This window comes from Stenotrophomonas sp. PS02301 (assembly GCF_029959485.1).
Classification (GTDB): domain Bacteria; phylum Pseudomonadota; class Gammaproteobacteria; order Xanthomonadales; family Xanthomonadaceae; genus Stenotrophomonas; species Stenotrophomonas maltophilia_Z.
In genome coordinates, this window is sequence record NZ_JASCOO010000021.1 from 15,141 (window position 1) to 36,373 (window position 21,233).

Below are 21,233 nucleotides of genomic sequence, written 5' to 3' on the forward strand. Positions count from 1 at the left end.
GATTCACTTTCGGTGAACCAGTCTGAATCAGTGGGGTGGCTGAGGGGACTCGAACCCCCGACCACCGGAATCACAATCCGGAACTCTAACCAACTGAGCTACAGCCACCACTGAAAACCTTGTTCCTACCGCTTGCACCGAATGGCGCGCCCGACAGGAATCGAACCTGTAACCGCCGGCTTAGAAGGCCGGTGCTCTATCCAGTTGAGCTACGGGCGCTCGATCCGGATTGTCGCATTCCAATCCCGATTTGAGCAGCGGGCTTGGTCGGGGTAGAGGGATTCGAACCCCCGACATCCTGCTCCCAAAGCAGGCGCGCTACCAGACTGCGCTATACCCCGGCGGTTTGTTTCCCTCCGGGGTTCCCCCCGAAAGAGCCGCCTATTGTGGGAATCGACAAGGCATCTGTCAACGGTTTTCACACATCAATTCACATGTCGTCATTGCCGATGGCGGCTTCGGCTATGCTCGGGGCAGCGGCCGGAGGGCCGAACCCCTACCCCATCAAGGAGATTGGCAATGCGCAGCGGCAATCCCGCACTTTCCGAGTCCACCTTCCTCGACCTGGCCAGCGGCTCGGTCGTGGCCCGCCCCGACCAGGCGATGACCATCAACGGCACCGTCAACAAGACCGGCGTCCTGTTGCTGCTCACTGTGCTGACGGCCGCGTTCGCGTGGAGCCAGTCGATCGATGCGAACGGCCTGCCCACCTCCAGCGCCATGCTCTACACGCTCGTTGGCGCGATCGGCGGCCTGGTGCTGGCCCTGGTGACCGTGTTCAAGAAGGAATGGTCACCGGTCACCGCACCGATGTATGCGCTGGTCGAAGGCCTGTTCCTGGGTGCGATATCGGCGATGTTCAACGCCAAGTTCCCCGGCATCGTGATGCAGGCCGTGATGCTGACCTTCGGCACGATGTTCGTGATGCTGGCGGTGTACCGCAGCGGCCTGATCAAGGTCACCGAGAACTTCAAGCTGGGTGTGGTGGCGGCAACCGGCGGCATCGCGCTGCTGTACCTGGCCTCGTTCGTGCTGAGCTTCTTCAACATCAACATCCCGATGATCCACGAGGGCGGCTGGATGGGGATCGCTTTCAGCCTGTTCGTGGTCGTGGTGGCGGCATTGAACCTGGTGCTGGATTTCGACTTCATCGAAACCGGTGCCGAGGCGCGCGCACCGAAGTTCATGGAGTGGTACGGCGCGTTCGGCTTGATGGTCACGCTGGTGTGGCTGTACGTGGAATTCCTGCGCCTGCTGTCCAAGATCCAGCAGCGCTGAGCCACACGCTCACTGCACGATGACGAAGGCGCCGCAAGGCGCCTTTTTCATGTCCCCACCCCCTGCCGAATGAGGCGCCAGGCAACAAAAAAGCGGGACGCCGAAGCGCCCCGCTTTCTGGACAACCGACCCGCGCGCTTACAGGCGGCTGGCGATGGCCTGGGCGAAGCCCATGGTGTTGCCGGTGCCGCCCAGATCGCCGGTCAGCGAATCCTTGGCTTCCAGCGTGGCCACGATGGCCTTGCGCAGGCGCTCGGCGTTCTCGACCTGGCCGACGTGGTCCAGCATCTGCGCAGCGGCCAGCAGCAGCGCGCACGGATTGGCCTTGCCCTGGCCGGCGATGTCCGGCGCGGTGCCGTGCACGGCTTCGAAGATCGCCGCGTTCTCACCGATGTTGGCGCCCGGGGCCAGGCCCAGGCCGCCGACCAGACCGGCACACAGGTCGGAGATGATGTCGCCGAACAGGTTGGTGGTCACGATCACGTCGAACTGTTCCGGACGCATCACCAGCTGCATGCAGCAGTTGTCGACGATCATTTCCTGGAACTCGATGTCCGGGTACTTGGCCGCCACTTCGCGCGCCACGGCCAGGAACAGGCCCGAGGTCGACTTGATGATGTTGGCCTTGTGCACGGCGGTGACCTTCTTGCGGCCGGTGCTGCGGGCCAGCTCGAAGGCGTAGCGCACGATGCGCTCGGAGCCCTTGCGGGTGATGCGGGTGCCGGAGAAGGCGGTCTCGCCATCGGCCGACACTTCCTGGCCTTCGGCCAGGTACGCGCCTTCGGTGTTCTCACGGACGGTGATCAGGTCCACGCCGTCGCCGAAACGCGACTTGGTGTTCGGGAACGAGACGGCCGGGCGCACGTTGGCGTACAGGTCGAAGTGGCGACGCAGGCTGACGTTGATCGAGGTGAAGCCACCACCGACCGGCGTGGTCAGCGGGCTCTTCAGCGCGATCTTGTTGCGTGCGATCGACTCCAGCGTGGAGGCCGGCATCAGATCGCCGTGCTTTTCCAGCGCGACCAGGCCCGCGTCGGCGTCTTCGTATTCAAAGCCGGTGTCCAGCTTGCCGAGCACGAACAGGGTAGCGTCCATGATCTCCGGGCCGATGCCGTCACCGCGGATGACCGTGATTTTCTGCGTCATTGATGTGTATTCCGAACCGAGGGGGAGCGCCATCCGTGAGGTGCGCGAAGCGCGGGCGCAAGGGAAGTTTCATCGGCAATTATGCCTTAGCCGGGGCAGACGTCCCAACTAGACCATTGGCGCAGCCCGGCAAAGGCACAATTGGCCGCGCATTCCTTCTCTACCCCCGCCTGTCGGCGCGCCCCTGCAAACCGCGAAGCGGTTTGCCCGCGCATTCCCCCTCTACCCCGCGCCTGTCGGCGCGCCCCTTCAACAGAAGGGGCTTTCCTCCAGAGGCATTGCTATCCGGGTTGCTGAACGGGGTCTCGCACCTGAACGGTGCGCCACCGGAAGCGCCGACATCGCTGGGGCGCCGAAGCAGCCGACCAACGGTCGGCGCCTACCGCGGCGGGGCCATCACGGCCCCAGCTCAATGCTCGTGAACGGCCGGCGCTTCGGCGCCACCTTCGAGCTGATCCAGGAAGTCCACGGCGCGGCGCAGGTGCGGGATCACGATGGAACCGCCGACCACCAGACCGACCGAGAAGGTCTCGAAGAACTCCTCGCGGGTCACGCCGGCGTCCTTGCACTGGGCCACGTGGTAGCTGATGCAGTCATCGCAGCGCAGTACCATCGAGGCGACCAGGCCCAGCAGTTCCTTGGTCTTCACATCCAGCGCACCGGCCTGGTAGGTCTGGGTGTCCAGCGCGAAGAAGCGACGCACGACCTGGTTGGGTTCACCCAGGATGCGCTGGTTCATGCGCTGGCGGAACTCGGTGAATTCGGCGATGCGGTCCTTGCTGCCGTCGTCGGCCGCGCTCATGCCGGGTCCTGCCCGGCCAGCAGCGGCTCCAGCTTGCCTGCACGGTGCAGCGCCATCATGTCGTCGTAGCCACCCACATGGACCTCGCCCACGAAGATCTGCGGCACGCTGGTGCGGCGGGTCTTGGCCATCATTTTATCGCGCTCGACCGGGTCCAGATCGATCCGGACCTCGGTCCAGTCGCGGCCCTTGCTCTTCAGGAAGTTCTTGGCGGCCACGCAGTACGGGCACACCGCGGTCGAGTAGATGGTGATGGCGGGTGCGCCACCGGGGGTGGAAACAGCATCTTGGCTCACGGGAAACTCCACAGCGGAACGTTGGTCTGTATATGGTAGCGGTCCGCTGGATTTTCCACGTCACCACCGCAACACTGTGGTTTAACTGCAGGTTGTACTGGCCCTGTCACGCTGTCGTCCGTCTTCCCCCCAGGAGCTCCGTTTGCGCCCCTTGCTGCTCTCTGCCGCGTTGACCCTGGCCTTGGCCGTGCCGCTGGCCGGGGCCCAGGAAAGCAAGCTGCCAGACATCGGCTCCTCGGCCGGCGAGCTGCTGACCCCGGCCCGGCAGGCCGAGTACGGCGGGATGATGCTGCGCGAACTGCGCAATTACGGCTATCTGCTCGATGACCCGCTGGTCGATGACTGGCTGCAGACCATGGGCGCCCGGCTGGGCTCCAACAGTGCCCAGCCGCGCCAGTCCTACACGTTCTTCATGCTCAAGGACCGGCAGATCAACGCCTTTGCCACCCTCGGCGGCTATATCGGGGTCAACGCGGGCCTGGTGCTGACCGCCGAGCGCGAGGACGAAGTGGCCGCGGTGCTGTCCCACGAAATCGCCCACGTCACCCAGCAGCACGTGCTGCGCGGTGTCGAACGTGCCCAGCGCGACCAGATCCCGATCCTGCTCGGCATGCTCGCCGCGATCGTGGCCGCGCAGCAGGCCGGCGGCAATTCCGCCGGTGATGCCACCATGGCCGCGATCACCTCGGGCATGGGCCTGATGCAGCAGCGCCAGATCAATTACACCCGCTCCAACGAATCCGAGGCCGACCGCCTGGGCATCCGCACCCTGGCCCGCAGCGGCTACGACGTGGATGCCATGGCCGGCTTCTTCGAGCGCATGTCGGCCTCGATGCGGGGCAACCAGGGCGGTTACAGCGTCCCGGATTTCCTGCAGACCCATCCGGTCACCACCACCCGCATCAGCGAGGCCAAGGCCCGCGCCGAGCAGATGAAGAAGGACACGGTGCTACTCACCACCGAGGTGCCCGGCGGGGTTCGCCAGGAGCGGGTAAACCCGTCCGACCCGGCGTTGTCCGATCCGCTGGTGCGACGGAGCAACCCCTTGCTGCCGGCCTCGATGCAGATTTCGGTCAACGCGCTCAGCCGCGGCAGCACCGGCCAGTTCGAGTGGGCGCGTGAGCGCCTGCGCGTGCTCAGTGCCGATACCCCTGGCGATGTCATCCGGGAATACGAAAGCCTGCAACGCGCGCAGAAGAACGGGTTGACCGAGCCGCAACGCTACGGGCTGGCCCTGGGCCGGCTGCGCAACAGTGCGGCCGCGCAGGCCACCCGCGATCTGGCCGAGATGCTGCGCGACCACCCGGACAACGTCTGGGTGGCGCTGGCTTTGGGCGAGGCGGAGTCGCGCAGCGGCCAGCCGGTGCAGGCCAACGCCCGGTTCGAAACCCTGATGCGCCAGCACCCCGGCAGCCGCCCGGTCGCGTTGACCTATGCGGCCATCCTCAATGAACAGGGCGGGCGCGAGGCCGGCCAGCGCGCGCAGGCGATGCTGCGCCCGATGCTGTCGCAAAGCGGCAATGATCCGGTCTTCCAGCAGCGCTTCGCCCGCGCCAGTGAACTGGCTGGCGACACCACCCGGGCCAGCGAGGCCTATGCCGAAGCCGCGTACCTCAGTGGCCGCCCGGAGCAGGCGCTGATCCAGCTGCAGGCCTTGAAGCGGCAGCCGAACCTGGATTATGTCGGCCGTGCCCGGGTCGATGCCCGGATCGAGAGCATCACCCCCACGGTGCTGGAAATGCGCCGGCAGGGAATCGACGACCCCGAGCTGGACCGCCGCTGAGGGGCGACCGGATGACGGTGGGATGGCGGCCCACGACGGTAACGGCCACCTCGTCACAAACCTGTCATGAAACCGTAGTCTACTGAGCTCAATCCCGATCTGATGAGCAATACGGTGGGCACGTGCAGAAACGCATCCTGATCGTCGATGACGAACCCGCGATCCGCGAGATGGTCGCCTTTGCCCTGCGCAAGGGCGACTACGACCCGATCCATGCCGGCGACGCGCGCGAGGCGCAGACCGCCATCGCCGATCGCGTCCCGGACCTGATCCTGCTGGACTGGATGCTCCCGGGCACCAGCGGCCTGGAGCTGGCCCGGCGCTGGCGCAAAGAAGCCCTCACCCGCGAGGTGCCGATCATCATGCTGACTGCACGCGGGGAAGAGAACGACCGTGTCGGTGGCCTGGAAGCCGGTGTCGACGACTACGTGGTCAAGCCGTTCTCGGCGCGCGAACTGTTGGCCCGCATCCGTGCGGTCATGCGCCGCGCCCGCGACGATGACGAAGATGGCAGCGTCGCGGTCGGTACGATCCGCATCGATGGCGCCGCACACCGCGTCTTCGCCGGCGACCAGCCGGTGCCGATCGGCCCGACCGAGTACCGCCTGCTGCATTTCTTCATGACCCACCCTGAGCGCGTGTACACCCGTGCCCAGCTGCTGGATCACGTGTGGGGCGGCAGCGTGTATGTGGAGGAGCGCACCATCGATGTGCACATCCGCCGCCTGCGCAAGACGCTGGAGCCGTTCGCCGCGGAGAACATGGTGCAGACCGTGCGCGGCGCCGGTTACCGGTTCTCCACCTCCACCTGAGTCTCGTCGGGCCGGTCCCGGGCGCGCATGCCCGGTTCCGGTCACTCCTGCTATAACCTTGGATCGAGTCCGAGGACCGCACTTTCTGCGAGACCGCAATGCCCCGCCACATCCGTTCTGCCTGGTTGAAAACGCTGGCCACCCTCGCCGCCCTGCTGCTCGCGGCCGGCTTGCTGGGCCTGGCAGCCGGCCATGTGTGGATGTGCATCGCACTGGCCTCGATCGGTGCACTGGCCTGGCATTACTGGCGGCTGCGCCGGGTGCTGCGTGGCCTCACCGCACGCCATCGCTGGGACATGGGTGACGGTACCGGTGTATGGAACGAGCTGGACCGCCTGCTCTACCGCAACCAGTGGGAAATGCGCACGCGCAAGCGGCGCCTGCTGGACATGCTGCGCAGTTATCGCGCCGCGGCCGCCGCCCTGCCCGATGCCGTGGTCGTGGTCGACCGCAACAGCCAGCGCGTGCAGTGGTTCAACGAAGCGGCGACCTCGCTGCTCGGGCTGCACCACCCGGGCGACCTGGGCGAAGCGCTGGTTGAACGCCTGCAGCCGATGCCGCTGGCGCACTGGCTGGCCGGGGGCCGCAATGCCGAACCGATCCTGGATGTACCCTCCCCGGTCGATCCGGCGATCCGCCTCAACCTGCGCCTGATTCCCTACTCGCCCGACTACTGGCTGCTGATCGCGCGTGACGTCAGCAAGCTGCTGCGACTGGAACAGGTGCGCCGCGACTTCGTCGCCAACGTCTCGCATGAACTGCGCACGCCGCTGACCGTGGTGCACGGCTACCTGGACATGATGGATCCGGAGGATTTCCCCGGCACCGGCCCGATGCTGGAGGAGATGCGCAAGCAATCCCAGCGCATGGCGCAGCTGGTCGAAGACCTGCTCACCCTGTCGCGGCTGGAATCGCAGGAGCACACCGAAGCCGAAGCCGTGGCGATGACGCCGATGCTGGCCACGCTGCGCCGCGAGGCCGAAGCGCACAGCCAGGGCCGTCACCAGATCAGCATCATCGATACCGCCGGTGTGGATCTGCAGGGCTCCAACAAGGAACTGCACAGTGCGTTCTCCAACCTGGTCACCAACGCGGTGCGCTACACCCCGGCCGGTGGCCGCGTGGAAGTGGCGTTCGCGCGCGAAGGCGATGGCGTGGTGCTGTCGGTACGCGATACCGGTTACGGCATTCCGGCCAACCATCTGCCGCGCCTGACCGAACGGTTCTACCGCGTCTCCAGCAGCCGCTCGCGCGAAAGCGGCGGCACCGGGCTGGGGCTGTCGATCGTCAAACACATTCTCGGCCTGCACCATGCCCGCCTGGAGATCCAGAGCGAGGTCGGTAAAGGCAGCACGTTCTCGTGCCATTTCGATGCCGACCAGGTGCGTGCGCGCAACGAGGTCGTCTCCCTTCCTTCTTCTGAAGACTTTTCCGCATGAGCACTCCTGTTCCCGTCGCCGTGCCTGTGGACGGCGATCCGCTGCGCGATCCGGCGCTGTACATCAACCGCGAGCTGTCGCAGCTGGATTTCAACTTCCGCGTACTGGCCCAGGCCATGGACCCGCAGGTGCCGCTGCTGGAGCGCCTGCGCTTCATGTGCATCTCCTGCACCAACCTGGATGAATTCTTCGAGATCCGCGCGGCTGCGGTGCGCCATGCGCAGGAATTCGGCCTGCCGCCCGCGCCGGACGGCATGACCCCGCAGGCGATCCTCAATGCCATCCATGACCGTGCCGCGCAGTTGGTCGACCAGCAGTACCGCTGCTGGAACGAGACCCTGCGCCCGGCACTGCATGACGCCGGCATCGACGTGCTCGGCCGGCACTCCTGGAACCATCGCCAGAAGCGCTGGCTGCGGGCGTATTTCCGCAACGAGATCATGCCGGTGCTGTCCCCGCTTGGCCTGGATCCGTCGCACCCGTTCCCGAAGATCCTCAACAAATCGCTGAACATCGTGGTGGTGCTGAAGGGCACCGATGCGTTCGGTCGCGCGGGGCATCTGGCGATCGTGCGTGCACCGCGTTCACTGCCGCGCATCATCCAGCTGCCGGAAAAACTCGGCGGCCCGCAGACCTTCGTGTTCCTGTCCTCGGTGCTGTCCACCTTCGTCGATGAGATGTTCCCGGGCATGGAAGTCCAGGGCGCGTATCAGTTCCGCGTGACCCGCAATTCCGAGCTGGTGGTGGACGAGGAAGAAGTCGAGAACCTTGCGCTTGCCCTGCGCGATGAGCTGGTCGACCGTGGCTACCGCCCAGCCGTACGGCTGGAGATCGCGCAGGATTGCCCGCGCGACATCGTCCGCACCCTGCTGCAGAACTTCGGGCTGACCGAGAACGCGGTCTACCGCATCGACGGCCCGGTCAACCTCAACCGCGTGGTCCAGCTGTATGACGTGATCCAGCGGCCGGACCTGAAGTACCCATCGCTGAGCCCGCGCGTCCTGCGCGACAGCGATGGCATCTTCGAGATCGTCGCGCGCCGGGACGTGCTGCTGCACCATCCCTTCGATGCGTTCACCGCCGTGCTGGATGTGATCAAGCAGGCGGCGGTCGACCCGAATGTGCTGGCGATCAAACAGACCCTGTACCGCACCGGCAAGGATTCGCTGATCGTCGATGCGCTGATCCAGGCCGCACGCAACGGCAAGGACGTGACCGTCGTGGTCGAGCTGCGCGCGCGCTTCGATGAGGAAGCCAACCTCGGCCTGGCCGACCGCCTGCAGGAAGCCGGCGTGCAGGTCGTCTACGGTGTGGTCGGTTTCAAGACCCACGCCAAGATGCTGCTGATCGTGCGCCGCGAGGGCCGCAAGCTGCGCCGCTACGTGCACCTGGGCACCGGCAACTATCACAGCGGTACCGCGCGGGCCTACACCGACCTGAGCCTGATCACCGCCGATGCGGACATCGGCAACGATGTGCACCTGCTGTTCCAGCAGCTGTCCGGGCTGGCCCCGCGGATGAAGCTCAAGCGCCTGCTGCAGTCGCCCTTCACCCTGCACCCGGGGCTGCTGCAACGGATCGAGCGCGAAACGCGCCTGGCCGCCAGTGGCCGCCCCGGGCGGATCATCGCCAAGATGAACGCCCTCAACGAACCCCAGATGATCCGGGCCCTGTACGCGGCCTCACAGGCGGGCGTACAGATCGACCTGATCGTACGCGGCGCCTGCACGCTGCGACCCGGCGTGCCCGGCGTGTCGGACACCATCCGGGTGCGCTCGATCGTGGGCCGCTTCCTGGAACACAGCCGGGTCTACTGGTTCGGCAATGACGGGGCCTCGGAGCTGTTCTGCGCCAGCGCGGACTGGCTGGAGCGCAACCTGCTGCGCCGGGTCGAGACCTGTTTCCCGATCCTGGACCCGGAACTGGCGCGCAAGGTCTACCGCGACGTGCTGCAGAACTACCTGGACGACAACCTCAACGCCTGGGAACTGCAGGCCGACGGCAGCTACATCAAGTGCACGCCCGGCCACGACGAGCCGCCGCACGCGGCGCAGATGGCCCTGCTGCAGGGTCTGTAGCCTGCGACCCCGCGTCGCATCCCCTGTGAAGGCGGTGCGGTGACGCGGGGCCCCTGCCTTCGGCTAACATTCGCCCATGCCGCATACCTCCACGACTCCGCCCGCTTTGCAGGATGGCGACCTGCTCGCCGCCATCGACCTGGGATCCAACAGTTTCCATATGGTCATCGCGCGATACACCCTCGGGCAGTTGCGGGTGGTCGACCGCCTGCGCGAAACCGTGCGCATGGCCGATGGCCTGGATGGCAAGGGCGGCCTGTCCGCCGAGGCCCGCCAGCGCGCGCTGGAGTGCCTGGCCCGGTTCGGCCAGCGCATCCGTGCGATCCCCTCGGTGCGCGTCCGCGCGCTGGCCACCAACACGGTGCGCCAGCTGCGCTCGCCGCAGGCCTTCCTGATGCCGGCCGAAACCGCGCTCGGGCATGCGATCGAAGTGGTCAGCGGCCGCGAAGAAGCGCGCCTGATCTACCTCGGCGTGGCCCATGCGCAGCCCCCCAAGGCGGACCAGCGCCGGCTGGTGATCGACATCGGCGGTGGCTCCACGGAATTCATCATCGGCCAGGGCATGCAGACCCTGGAGCGCGAAAGCCTGCAGGCCGGCTGCATCGCCAGCACGCGCCGCTTCTTCCCCGGCGGCAAGCTGAGCAAGAAGCGCTGGAAGGACGCACTGACCGAAATCGGCGCGGAGTTCCAGCAGTTCGCCAACAAGTACCGCGCACTGGGCTGGCACGAAGCACTGGGGTCCTCCGGCACGCACAAGGCGATCAGCGAAATCTGCGCCACCATGAAACTGAGCAAGGGCGCGATCACCGCCGAAGCATTGCCGCAGCTGCGCGATGAACTGCTCAAGGCCAAGCGCATCGAGGACATCGATCTGCCGGGCCTGTCCGCGGATCGTCGCCCGATCATCGCCGGTGGCATCCTGGTGCTCGAAGCCGCCTTCCAGGCGCTCGGGCTGCAGAAGCTGCTGGTCAGCAAGGCCGCGATGCGCGAGGGCATTCTCTACGACATCCTCGGCCGCGCCAGCGAGAACGACCTGCGCGACGAATCGGTCGCGGCACTGACCCAGCGTTACGGCATCGATACCGTGCAGGCCGATCGTGTGGAACGCACGGCCATGAACCTGCTGGCCCAGGTCGAAGAAAGCTGGCAGCTGGATCCCGACGATGCGCGCATGCTCGGCTGGTCCGCGCGCCTGCACGAGCTCGGCCTGATGATCGCGCACAGCGGCTACCACGTGCATGGCAGCTACGTGCTGGAGAACTCGGACATCGCCGGTTTCTCGCGGCAGGAACAGCAGCTGCTGGCCGCGCTGGTGCGCAGCCATCGCCGCAACATTTCCAAGTCCGCCTTCGAGGCGCTGCCCGAACGTCTGCTGCAGCCGGCACGGCGCATGACCGCGCTGCTGCGCCTGGCGGTCCTGCTCAACCGCGCGCACGAAGACACCCCGATGCCGGCGCTGGAACTGACCGCCGATGACGCGCGACTGTCACTGATCCTGCCACAGGCGTATATCGATGCGCGTCCGCTGCTGCGCGCGGATCTGATCGGGGAAACCGAGGGTATGGCCGGGCTGGGTGTGCAGTTCCGACCCTTCGTTGCATGACGCTTTTCAACCGTTTCTAAACGTGCATCTGCAGCAATTCATGGGCTGAATTCGCAGATCGCTGCACCCATGAACTCATAGTGAGAACGGCCTCACATGTGCTTCATGGCTTCTTAACCAATCGATCTACTCTCGGGACACCGGTCTTCACACGGCCGGACTTTTGAAGCAGGCGGCACTTGGGTCCGCCGACTTCTTGGACGTCGTTCCGATAAGAGAGAGAGAGAGAGTCGATCATGTCTTCATCCACCACCCCGTTGTGGCAGGCGATCCGCCTTGCCCTCGTGGCCGGCACCGCTGGCCTGGCCTCCACCGCCGTCCTCGCCCAGGACGCCACCCCGACCACCCTGGACCGCATCGAGATCACCGGATCGCGCATCCGCCAGGTTGATGTCGAATCCGCGCAGCCGGTGCTCGCGATCAGCCGCGCCGACATCGAACGCCAGGGCTTCAGCTCGGTCGCCGACATCCTGCAGAACCTGACCGCGGTAGGCAGCCCGTCCATCAGCCGCTCCAACGTCCTGGCCGCTGGCGAGAACGCCGGTGGCACCTACATCGACATGCGCAACCTGGGCGCACAGCGCACCTTGGTGCTGATCAACGGCAAGCGCCTGGGCATCAACACCGGCGGCTACCAGGACATCTCCAGTGTGCCGGTCTCGGCGATCGAACGCATGGAAGTGCTGAAGGACGGCGCCTCGGCGATCTATGGTTCGGACGCCATGGCCGGCGTGATCAACATCATCACCCGCCACAACGTCAATGGCGTCACTGCCAACGTCTACCACGGCCAGTACAGCCAGGGCGATGGCGCGCGCAACAGCGTCGACGTGGTGGCCGGCTGGTCCAACGACCGCGCTTCGCTGACCTTCTCGGCCGAGCACACCGAAGAGAAGGGGGTGTGGGCACGCGATCGCTGGTTCAGCCAATTCCCGAACACCACGCGCCACCCCGGCGACAACTGGACCCAGGTCAGTCAGTGGGGTCAGATCAACGGCCTGAAGGGCCCGGGCTGTACCGCCGCGGCAGGCTGCAACTACTCACTGGACCGCGGCGCCGACCCGACCAACCCGGGCAACTACCATCTCAGTGACTTGACCCCCGTCACCGGCGACGTCAGCAACGCGCAGGAACAGATGCACCTGATCTCGCCGCTCAAGCGCGATTCGCTGTTCCTGGATGGCCGGTTGGAGTTGACCGATGACATCCGCCTGACCACTCAGCTGGGCTACAACAAACGCACGTCCACCCGCCAGATCGCCGGCTATCCGCTGCAGTCCTCCACCGCCGGCATCGGGCGGATGTCGGCCGACAGCTGGTTCAATCCGTTCGGCAATCACCATGGGTACGAGAACCCCACCGACATCGCCTGGAATCGCCGCACCTGGGAGGTCCCGCGGGTCAGCACCAGCGAGCTGACCACCTGGCGTGCGGTGGCGGCACTGGAAGGCAGCTTCGAGGTGGGCGAGCGCTACTTCGATTGGGAAGTGGGCTACCAGTACAACCGCAGCGAACTGCTGCAGCGCGCCACCGGCAACCTCAACAAGGAACGCGTCAAGAACGCGGTCGGCCCGTCGTACTACAACGAGGTTACCGGCAAGGTGGAATGCGGCGTTCCTGGCGCGCCGATTGCCGGCTGCATGCCCTGGAATCCACTGGTGCCTTACGGCAGCAATGACCCCAATGGCCTGACCGGCAACCAGGCGCTGATCGACTATCTGTTCCCGCCGGAAGTCTCCCGCGGCAAGACCACCACCCGCAACGCGTTCGCCAGCATCGCCGGTACGGTCATGACGCTGCCAGCCGGCGGTCTTGGCTTCGCCTTCGGCGTGGAAACCCGCAAGGAGGCCGGTGAGTTCATTCCCGATCCGCTGGCCCAGAGCGGCGCCACCACCAATCTGGCCGCCGGCCCGACCGGCGGCGACTACAAGGTCAACGAGGCCTACCTGGAGCTGAGCGTGCCGATCCTGGCCGACCTGCCGGGTGCGCGCGAGCTGAGCCTGAACGCCGCCACCCGTCACTCGGACTACAGCACCTTCGGCACCACCCTCAACAGCAAATTCGGCTTCAAGTGGAAGCCGATCGAGCAGCTGCTGGTGCGTGGCACGTGGGCGCAAGGCTTCCGTGCACCCACCATCTCCGATCTGTACGGCGGTGGCTCGGAGACCTTCACCACCGGCTACCGCGACCCCTGCGATACCGTCTACGGCGCCTCGGCCAGCAGTGCCGAGGTCCGCGCGCGCTGTGCCGCTGACATCGCCAATGCGGACAGCTACCGTCAGCTGCGCCAGGGCGGCGTGCCGATCACCAGCAGCAGCGACCAGACCCCGGTGCCGTTCACCAATGGCTCCAATCCGGACCTGCAGCCGGAAACCTCGACCAGCCGCACGCTGGGCCTGGTCTGGAGCCCGACCTTCGTGCCCAACCTCAACGTGGCACTGGACTGGTGGAAGATCCGCATCGACAACACCATCGTCAACGACCACCCCAACGACATGCTGCGCGACTGCTATGAGCAGGGCATCGCGTCTCGCTGCAGCGGCTTCACCCGCGATCCGGTCACCGGCATCGTCGACCAGTTGAAGTATGGCAAGCGCAACTCCGGCTTCGTGGAAACCGAAGGCTACGACCTGGAGCTCAGCCACCATCTGGATACCGCTTACGGCAAGCTGAGCACGGGATGGTCGACCACCTACGTCAGCTCGTACCTGTCACGTTCGACCAACGACACCGACGTCGTGCCGACCCCTAGCAACGGCATCGGCAGCGGCTTCCGCGTGCGCTCCAACCTGACCCTGGGCTGGGACGTTGGGGACTTCGGGGTGAGCTGGACCGCGCGCTACTACTCCGGGGTGAAGGAACGCTGCATCAACGTCAAGACCCGGCCGGACGAGTGCTCCGACCCGGGCATGCAGGCGCCCTGGTTTGCCGGCTCGCGCGACTACAACCGGCGCGGCTCTGTCACCTTCCACGACGTGCAGTTCCGTTACAACCTGCCCTGGGATGCCACTGTCTCGGTCGGCGCCAACAACGTGTTCCAGAAGTATGGCCCCATCATGTACAGCCAGCCGAACTCGGCGTTCTCCTATTACGGCGGCTACGACATCGGCCGTTTCATGTACATGAAGTACCAGCAGCGTTTCTGATCGCCGCCGGATAGCACCAGGTCACTGCCACGGCCCTTCGGGGCCGTGGCTTTTTGTGGCGGCGCGTGCGTCATCCAAGCGTCATACAGCGGTCATGTCGGCTACATCGCCCGGCCCCAGCATGCGTGGCATACCGGAGGCCCGCCATGCGCTATGCCATCGTCACCGAAACCTACCCCCCTGAAGTCAACGGCGTTGCCTTGACCGTGCAGGGCCTGGAACTGGGTTTGCGTGCCGCGGGCCATCAGGTCGATCTGGTCCGGCCGCGGCAACCGTCCGACAGCGAGGCGGTGGACAGCACCGTGCTGGTCACCGGTGCCGGCCTGCCACGCTATCCCGGCCTGCGCTTCGGCCTGCCCGCCCCCACCCGCCTGGCCCGCCAGTGGCAACACCAGCGGCCGGACGCGATCTACATCGCCACCGAAGGCCCGCTGGGCTGGTCGGCACTGCGCACCGCGCGGCGCCTCGGGATCCCGGTCGCGACCGGCTTCCATACCCGCTTCGATGAGTACCTGCCCGACTACGGCGTGGCCTGGCTGCAGGCGGCCGCCCTGCGCTGGATGCGGCGCTTCCACAACCAGGCCGATGCGACGCTGGTGCCGACCCAGGAGCTGCAGCACTTCCTCGGCGAACAGGGCTTTGATCGGGTGCGTCTGCTGGCGCGCGCGGTGGACAGCAGCCAGTTCGAGCCCGAGCGGCGCGATCCGGCACTGCGCGAGGAATGGGGCATCGATGGCAACGGCTTCGCGGCGATCTATGTCGGCCGCATCGCACCGGAAAAAAACCTCGGTCTGGCGGTCAAAGCATTCCGCCGCCTGCAGCAGGTGCGACCGAAGGCGCGGTTCGTGTTTGTCGGTGATGGACCGTCACGCGCCAAGCTGTCGCATGACAACCCGGACTTCATCTTCTGCGGCGTGCAGCGCGGCGATGCGCTGGCGCGGCACTTCGCCAGCGGCGATCTGTTCCTCTTCCCCAGCCGCAGCGAGACCTTCGGCAACGTGACCCTTGAAGCGATGGCCAGCGGTCTGGCCACGGTCGCCTTCGATTACGGCGCTGCCCGCGAGTACCTGCGCACCGATGAAAACGGCATTGCCGTGAATGACGACAGCGAGTTTGTGACCGCCGCCGTGCAGTTGGCCGGCGACGACGCCCTGCGCCACCGGCTCGGCCGCACGGCCGCCGTTGCGATGAAGCGGCTGCATCCGCAGCACGTGGTGGCCGAGTTCGATGCGCTGCTGGCCGAACTGGCCCAGGCCCGGAGGCCGCATGCCGACCACGCCGCTTGATGCCCTGCGCGGGCGCGAAACCCGTTGGTGCCGCCGCGCCAACCACTACTGCCGGCACCGCCGGATCCGCCATGCCTTCGCGGTGATCAGCCGCTTGGGCGATGGCGCGTTCTGGTACGCGCTGATGGGCGCGCTGGTGCTGCTGGACGGCTTCGATGGCCTGCGTGCTTCGTTGCACATGGCTGCCACCGGCTTGATGGCACTGCTGCTGTACAAGGGCCTCAAGCGCTGGACGCGCCGCCCGCGGCCATTTGCCGCCGACCTGCGCATCCGTGCCTGGGTGGCGCCGCTGGACGAGTTCAGTTTCCCGTCCGGGCACACCCTGCACGCGGTGTCCTTCACGATCGTGGCACTGGCCTACTACCCGTGGCTGGCCCCGCTGCTGGTGCCCTTCACCGTGCTGATCGGGCTGTCGCGGGTGGTGCTGGGTCTGCACTACCCGAGCGATGTGCTGGCCGCGACCGGCATCGCCGCACTGCTCGCTGCCGCCAGCCTGCAATGGCTGCCGTTGCCGGTGTGAGCAACAGGCACGCGCGCATCGCGCACCTGCGTTTTACAATGGGTCCATGACCACGCTGTTCATCTCCGATCTGCACCTGGACCCGAGTCGTCCAGCCATCACCGACCTGTTCCTGGCCTTCCTGCGCGATGAAGCGATGCAGGCCGAGGCGCTGTACATCCTGGGCGACCTGTTCGAAGCCTGGATCGGCGATGACACGCCCTCCCCGGCCGCCGATGCGGTGGCGATCGCGCTGCATGCCGTGGCCGATGCCGGGGTGCCGGTGTACTTCATCCGCGGCAACCGCGATTTCCTGGTCGGCGAGGACTACGCGCGCCGCGCAGGGTTCACGATTCTCCCCGACCCGAGCGTCATCGACCTGTATGGCCGTCCGGTACTTCTGCAGCACGGCGATCTGCTGTGCACGGATGATGTCGCCTACCAGCAGTTCCGCACGCAGACCCGCGACCCGGTCTTCCAGGCGCAGTTCCTGTCGCAGCCGCTGGCCGCACGCATCGCGTTCGCGCAGAAGGCGCGCGATGCGAGCCAAGCGCGTCAGTCGGAAATGAAACAGGGCGATCGCGCCCAGTTCGAAACCGTCACCGATGTCGCGCCGACAGAGGTCGACGCCACGTTCGGCCGCTATGGCGTGGACACGATGATCCATGGCCATACCCACCGCCCCGCCATCCACGCGCTGCAGGCCGGCGGGCGAGACTGCACCCGCATCGTGCTGGGTGACTGGTACGAACAGGGTTCGGTGCTGCGCGTCACGCCCGAAGGCTGGACGCTGGACGCCCTGGCGAACTGAACCGCCCCCGCGACGGCCCAGTGGCCGCCGCGGGAAATCCAGATCAGCGGAATGCGGCCACAGCCGCCTTGGTGTTGACCAGCACGCGCTGGTTGTCGGCACTGCTGGCGATGCCCATCGGGATCCCGTTGTAGCTGACGTTCGGGTTGGACCAGTAGTTCAACCGCGGGCAGCTGCGTGTGCAGTTGTAGGCCATGATCGTGCGCCAGCCGGTGCCGCTCGCCGGCTCGTAACGGTAGCCATGGCCGTAGGCATACGGCGAAGCGCTCCCGTCGGTGGCGATGTCGTGCCGTGCGCTCTGCAGGTGGCCGATTTCGTGCGCGAAGGAGTAGTACCCGGCCGCGCAGTCCCAATGCACCGCTGCAAACGCCGTCGCCGCCGTGGAGCCGATCCCCGAGGCCAAGCCACAGGAACTGGCGTTGTTGATCACCAGCACCGCTACATCGGCCCGGGTGGTGTTGCGGCTGGTATGGATGCTGTCCATCACCCCATCGCTGGTGTTGCGGAAGCGCGACAGATCCGTGGAAAAACTGCTCGACTCGGCGTAGCTGGTGGTCTCGTACCCGGCCAGCTCCAGGGTGATGCCGACATTGCTGTTGCTGTAGCCCTGGTTGGATTCGGCCACCGCCAGCTGCACCAGCGATTGCATGTTGCCGCCATAGGCCGCCACCGCACCATTGGTGGCTACCACCAGCACGCGGATGGTGGCCGGCGTACCCGACGAGGCGGCCGCGATCCCGAGCCGGTCATTGGCCGGCATCGCCACGGTGGGCAGGGTGTTGTACTCGGCGGGATGATCGGCCGGCATGCGCGCCTCATCCACTTCCACCAGCACATGGCGACCATCGCTCAGCGGACGCAGCCGGTACAGCTGGCCGTCCTTCCGGATCGAGCCAGTGATCGTGTCGCCCGAACGCACCAGGATCACCGCGTTCATCGGGTCCGGCGCGCCGGCCTTGATCAGGCGAGCGCCGGCACGCGTGCCGATCTGGCCGTACCAGATGCTGCCGCCGTCGGCGAGCGTCTCGACCTTGCTCTGCAGGGCCTGCACCGGCTGTCCCAGCAGTTCGAACTCCAGGTGTTTCTGTGCCGGCGCGACCGCCCTCGCATCCACCCGTACCTCCTGCACCGCGCTGGTCGACGGCGAGCCCATCAGGGCCTGCAGGGCCGGTTGATGAGCGTTGCCGGCCCGGCTCAACACAGTGACCGGCTCGAACAACGGCGCCGCGGCAGCGCCACCGGCCCCCAACAGACACAACGCGATCACACCTGCGGCCTTGCTCATCGAACTGGACATCATGTCGCCTCTCTTTGAGTGAAAAACGGGAGCGGAGTCGGTGCTGCGGTCAGCCGGTAGGGCCGGCATGCCCATCTGGCGCGACATGACCGCGTGAATTCAATAGAAATTGAGGACGAAACTTCCGAACTGTGATCGACCGCATCTTGGTTCAGGCTGGCCCAACATCCCGGAGCGCCGGCTGCAGCCCGGCTGGCCACACGCGCTGCAACCGGACCGCCGCCAGGGCTTTGAGGGTCAGGGCGCGGAAAGCGCCCCACCACCAGTCCGCATCGAACGTGGCGGTGAGCGCTCCGTCCAGATGCTGTGCCAGAGCGTGCCGGGGGAGGCTGAGCGCGGTGCTTCCCAGCGCCGCCAGACCGAGAAAACGACGCCGGTTCAGGGCCGGTGGGCGAAGCATCATGGGAAGGCCCGTTGTGCGGAAACGGCCTGCAGAATAGGCACCGCTCGACACGGCCCCGTAAACCTTGCGTTATATCGGCCTTGGTATCAAAACAAAATGCCGATAGCGACATCTCGATCATCGCCGCGTATTGAATTATCGTCCTACCGTGCGTCCCCATTGCTGCTCAACCCCGCGGGTCGATCATGGCCGGACACAGGCGGATATGCATGCAGACCCGAACCAGGCGCTGGATATGAGCCCACCCGATCGCACCCGCCTCGACAGTACGCTGCACATCGGTCTGTTCTTCGATGGCACCCGCAACAACGCTGACAATCTGCAGCGCGCCTCACGCCCGGCAGGCGCCACGACGCCAACACCGCGCCCACCCGCCGTGGTCGCCGATGATGCCTCCCCGTACCAGAGCCGCTTGACCAGCAGCTACAGCAACGGCCTGACCAACATTGCGCGGCTGCATGCGCTGTATCCGGACCATCGGCAGATGCCGCCCGCAGGTAGCATGCTCGCGTTGTCGATCTATATCGAGGGTGTGGGCACGCGCACCGGTGAAGAGGACGACCTGCTGGGGCTGGCGTTCGGCATCGGCCGCACCGGTGTCCGCGCAAAGCGACGCCGGGCCCTGGAGCAGCTGCTACCCGACGCGCTGCGCCAGCTCGCCCGCGCACACCCTGGCCGCGTACTCGGCAGCGCGCGGGTGGATCTGTTTGGCTATTCGCGTGGCGCGGCCAGCGCGCGCGACGCGGTGAACGTGCTCAACACACCCGGTGCCGCCGCGTGGCTGCGCGAGCAACTGGTGCGCTCGGGCTGGTCATTGGCGCCGGGATTTCCAGCCGCGGTGCGGCCGGTGCGCTTCGTCGGGCTGCTCGATACGGTGGTGGCGATCGGCCGCCAGCACCCCGGTGAGATGCCGGCGGTCGCACTGCCCGCCGGCTGTGCGGACAAGGTGGTGCAGCTGGTCGCGCGCGATGAGCACCGCGAACATTTCGCGCTGACCAGCGTGGCGCCCGAACATGAAGAGATCGCGTTGCCAGGCGTGCACGCCAACATCGGCGGCGGCTACGACCAGCGCATCGAAGGACCCAAGCTGCTGAGCCGCCCACAGGGACAGCTGCTGCGTGGCACCGGACTGGCGGCAGGCGATGTACCGCCGCTGGCGCTGCTGCGCGCGAGCACTGTCTACCGCGCCGCACAGGCGACGTGTCGGCGCTGGCAGCGCGCACTGGGGCTGGGAGATGACGCGATCTGGGTGGACGTCTGGCACCACTGGCAACAGCAGCGTGTCGCCGGCAGCCGCAGCGTCCTGCCGCAATTTACCCTGCGTGCCTACGCGGCGGTGGTGCTGCGCCGCGAGATCGACGCGCGTTACCAGTTCATCGCCTTGCGGTTGCTGCACCAGCATGCCGCAGCGGCGGGCGTGGCCTGGACAACCTCGCCTGACCAGCTGCCGGCATTGGCGTTGCCCGCTGAACTGCAGCCCATCGCGGCCCGGTTGCTGGCCGGCCATCCGCTCGATGCCGCGCAGGAGCGCACGCTTGGCCAGCATTACCTGATGCAGTCCGCGCACTGGAACTTCGATGCACTGGGTGACACTGCGCTGCTCTATGCCGCCGATGAAGGCACGCGGGAACTGCCGTACCGGCCGGGGCCGGGCCTGTTCTATGTCAACCGGCCGACCGAAAACGGTCAGCGCGTGGTGCTGGCCAACACCTGACCGCGCAGTTCGGTCTGTTCGATCAGCTCGGCCAGTTCTTCTTCGTCGAATCCGGCAAGCAGCCTGGCTTCCAGGTTGAACGGGCCATAGAGGAAGCCGCCGGCGTACTCGCGCAGCAGTGCCATGAACCGCGGGCGCGGCTCGACGTTCTCGCGCGTGCAGTACCAGCGGTACCACCGCGAACCCGCGGCCACATGCGCGACCTCTTCGCGCAGGATGATCTCCAGCACATCGGCGGTGGCATGGTCGCCACCGGCACGCAGCTTCACGATCATGCCCGGCGTGACATCCAGCCCGCGCGCTTCGAGAACACGCGGCACCAGTGCCATGCGCGCGAGCCCGTCATGCGCGGTTTTCTCGCACATTTCCCACAGCCCGTTATGCGCGTCGAAATCGCCGTAGGCATAGCCGTTGGCCTGCAGCCGATCGTGCAGCAGCATGAAGTGGCGCGATTCGTCATCAGCCACGCTGACCCAGTCGGCATGGAAGGAGCTCGGCAGGCCGCGGAAGCGGTACACCGCATCCCAGGCCAGATCGATCGCATTGAGTTCGATATGCGCGATGGCGTGCACGAACGCGGCGCGCCCCTCCACGCTGCCCAGGCCACGCCGCGGCAGATCGCGCGGGTGGACCAGGGTCGGCCTGGCCGGGCGGCCCGGCATCCGGATCGGCTCCGGCGCCGGCGCATCGGCCGGTGCCTTCAGGCGACCGGCGCGGAACTGCACCGCGTAGTGCTGGGTCAGCGCGACCTTGCGCAGCGGATCCGGCTCGCCCAGGCACTGCTGCGCGGCCTGCAGCAGATCGCCGGCCGCGCTGTCCAACACGTCACTCATGCCCTGC

The 21,233-nt window shown here is 66.5% G+C and carries 16 protein-coding genes and 3 tRNA genes; 11 read left to right on the forward strand and 8 right to left on the reverse strand.

Annotation, left to right across the window (positions count from 1 at the left end; translation table 11 throughout):
* Positions 1–31: 31 nt before the first annotated feature.
* The 3 genes from QMX81_RS08005 to QMX81_RS08015 all read right to left on the reverse strand — a co-directional run bounded on the left by QMX81_RS08005 (position 32) and on the right by QMX81_RS08015 (position 341).
* A tRNA-His gene (locus QMX81_RS08005) sits at positions 32–108 on the reverse strand.
* Between the two features lie 34 nt (positions 109–142).
* A tRNA-Arg gene (locus QMX81_RS08010) sits at positions 143–219 on the reverse strand.
* 45 nt (positions 220–264) lie between these two features.
* Positions 265–341 (reverse strand) — tRNA-Pro (locus tag QMX81_RS08015).
* Positions 342–519: 178 nt separating this feature from the next.
* Between QMX81_RS08015 and QMX81_RS08020 the strand changes: the two genes are divergently transcribed.
* Positions 520–1,278, forward strand: a complete 759-nt coding sequence (locus QMX81_RS08020; protein ID WP_121042975.1) for a Bax inhibitor-1/YccA family protein — start codon at positions 520–522, stop codon at positions 1,276–1,278.
* Between the two features lie 138 nt (positions 1,279–1,416).
* Here the strand turns inward: QMX81_RS08020 and QMX81_RS08025 are convergent, their stop codons facing one another.
* The 3 genes from QMX81_RS08025 to grxC form a co-directional block, all read right to left on the reverse strand.
* A complete protein-coding gene (locus QMX81_RS08025) occupies positions 1,417–2,424 on the reverse strand; it encodes an isocitrate dehydrogenase (protein WP_121042973.1) in 1,008 nt (335 codons plus the stop codon).
* 409 nt (positions 2,425–2,833) lie between these two features.
* A complete protein-coding gene (locus tag QMX81_RS08030) occupies positions 2,834–3,226 on the reverse strand; it encodes a carboxymuconolactone decarboxylase family protein (RefSeq protein WP_019185812.1) in 393 nt (130 codons plus the stop codon).
* Positions 3,223–3,522 carry a glutaredoxin 3 gene (grxC, locus tag QMX81_RS08035; RefSeq protein ID WP_121042971.1) on the reverse strand — a complete coding sequence of 100 codons (300 nt, stop codon included), beginning with the start codon at positions 3,520–3,522 and terminating at the stop codon, positions 3,223–3,225. Before grxC ends, QMX81_RS08030 begins: the two co-directional genes overlap by 4 nt.
* Before the next feature lie 142 nt (positions 3,523–3,664).
* Here grxC and QMX81_RS08040 point away from each other — a divergent pair, with 142 nt between their 5' ends.
* The 9 genes from QMX81_RS08040 to lpxH all read left to right on the forward strand — a co-directional run bounded on the left by QMX81_RS08040 (position 3,665) and on the right by lpxH (position 16,979).
* Positions 3,665–5,305 (forward strand): M48 family metalloprotease, encoded by a 1,641-nt coding sequence (locus QMX81_RS08040; protein ID WP_282260373.1) that lies wholly within the window; start codon positions 3,665–3,667, stop codon positions 5,303–5,305.
* A gap of 122 nt (positions 5,306–5,427) precedes the next feature.
* Complete coding sequence (gene phoB / locus QMX81_RS08045; protein ID WP_121042967.1) at positions 5,428–6,117, forward strand: phosphate regulon transcriptional regulator PhoB; 690 nt, start codon at positions 5,428–5,430, stop codon at positions 6,115–6,117.
* Positions 6,118–6,215: 98 nt separating this feature from the next.
* On the forward strand, positions 6,216–7,556 hold the full coding sequence (gene phoR, locus QMX81_RS08050; RefSeq protein ID WP_282260377.1) for a phosphate regulon sensor histidine kinase PhoR: 1,341 nt from the start codon (positions 6,216–6,218) through the stop codon (positions 7,554–7,556).
* Positions 7,553–9,634: a polyphosphate kinase 1 gene (gene ppk1, locus QMX81_RS08055; protein ID WP_121042963.1), complete on the forward strand. Its 2,082-nt coding sequence runs from the start codon at positions 7,553–7,555 to the stop codon at positions 9,632–9,634. Before phoR ends, ppk1 begins: the two co-directional genes overlap by 4 nt.
* Before the next feature lie 76 nt (positions 9,635–9,710).
* On the forward strand, positions 9,711–11,237 hold the full coding sequence (gene ppx, locus QMX81_RS08060; RefSeq protein WP_121042961.1) for an exopolyphosphatase: 1,527 nt from the start codon (positions 9,711–9,713) through the stop codon (positions 11,235–11,237).
* Between the two features lie 236 nt (positions 11,238–11,473).
* Positions 11,474–14,383, forward strand: a complete 2,910-nt coding sequence (locus QMX81_RS08065; protein WP_282260381.1) for a TonB-dependent receptor — start codon at positions 11,474–11,476, stop codon at positions 14,381–14,383.
* Between the two features lie 146 nt (positions 14,384–14,529).
* Complete coding sequence (locus QMX81_RS08070) at positions 14,530–15,669, forward strand: glycosyltransferase family 1 protein (RefSeq protein WP_121042956.1); 1,140 nt, start codon at positions 14,530–14,532, stop codon at positions 15,667–15,669.
* Positions 15,650–16,189 carry a phosphatase PAP2 family protein gene (locus QMX81_RS08075; protein WP_121042954.1) on the forward strand — a complete coding sequence of 180 codons (540 nt, stop codon included), beginning with the start codon at positions 15,650–15,652 and terminating at the stop codon, positions 16,187–16,189. The genes QMX81_RS08070 and QMX81_RS08075 overlap by 20 nt, the downstream gene beginning before the upstream one ends.
* Positions 16,190–16,235: 46 nt before the next feature.
* A complete protein-coding gene (gene lpxH, locus QMX81_RS08080; protein ID WP_282260387.1) occupies positions 16,236–16,979 on the forward strand; it encodes a UDP-2,3-diacylglucosamine diphosphatase in 744 nt (247 codons plus the stop codon).
* Positions 16,980–17,022: 43 nt separating this feature from the next.
* Here the strand turns inward: lpxH and QMX81_RS08085 are convergent, their stop codons facing one another.
* Positions 17,023–18,279, reverse strand: coding sequence for a zinc-dependent metalloprotease (locus QMX81_RS08085; protein ID WP_282260389.1), 1,257 nt, complete (start codon positions 18,277–18,279; stop codon positions 17,023–17,025).
* Positions 18,280–18,914: 635 nt separating this feature from the next.
* Between QMX81_RS08085 and QMX81_RS08090 the strand changes: the two genes are divergently transcribed.
* The gene (locus QMX81_RS08090; protein WP_282260391.1) at positions 18,915–20,393 is read left to right on the forward strand and encodes a DUF2235 domain-containing protein; all 1,479 of its coding nucleotides are present in this window, start codon (positions 18,915–18,917) and stop codon (positions 20,391–20,393) included.
* Here the strand turns inward: QMX81_RS08090 and QMX81_RS08095 are convergent.
* On the reverse strand, positions 20,366–21,226 hold the full coding sequence (locus QMX81_RS08095) for a ferritin-like domain-containing protein (protein ID WP_282260392.1): 861 nt from the start codon (positions 21,224–21,226) through the stop codon (positions 20,366–20,368). The two genes, QMX81_RS08090 and QMX81_RS08095, sit on opposite strands and share 28 nt — an antisense overlap.
* Between the last annotated feature and the right edge of the window lie 7 nt (positions 21,227–21,233).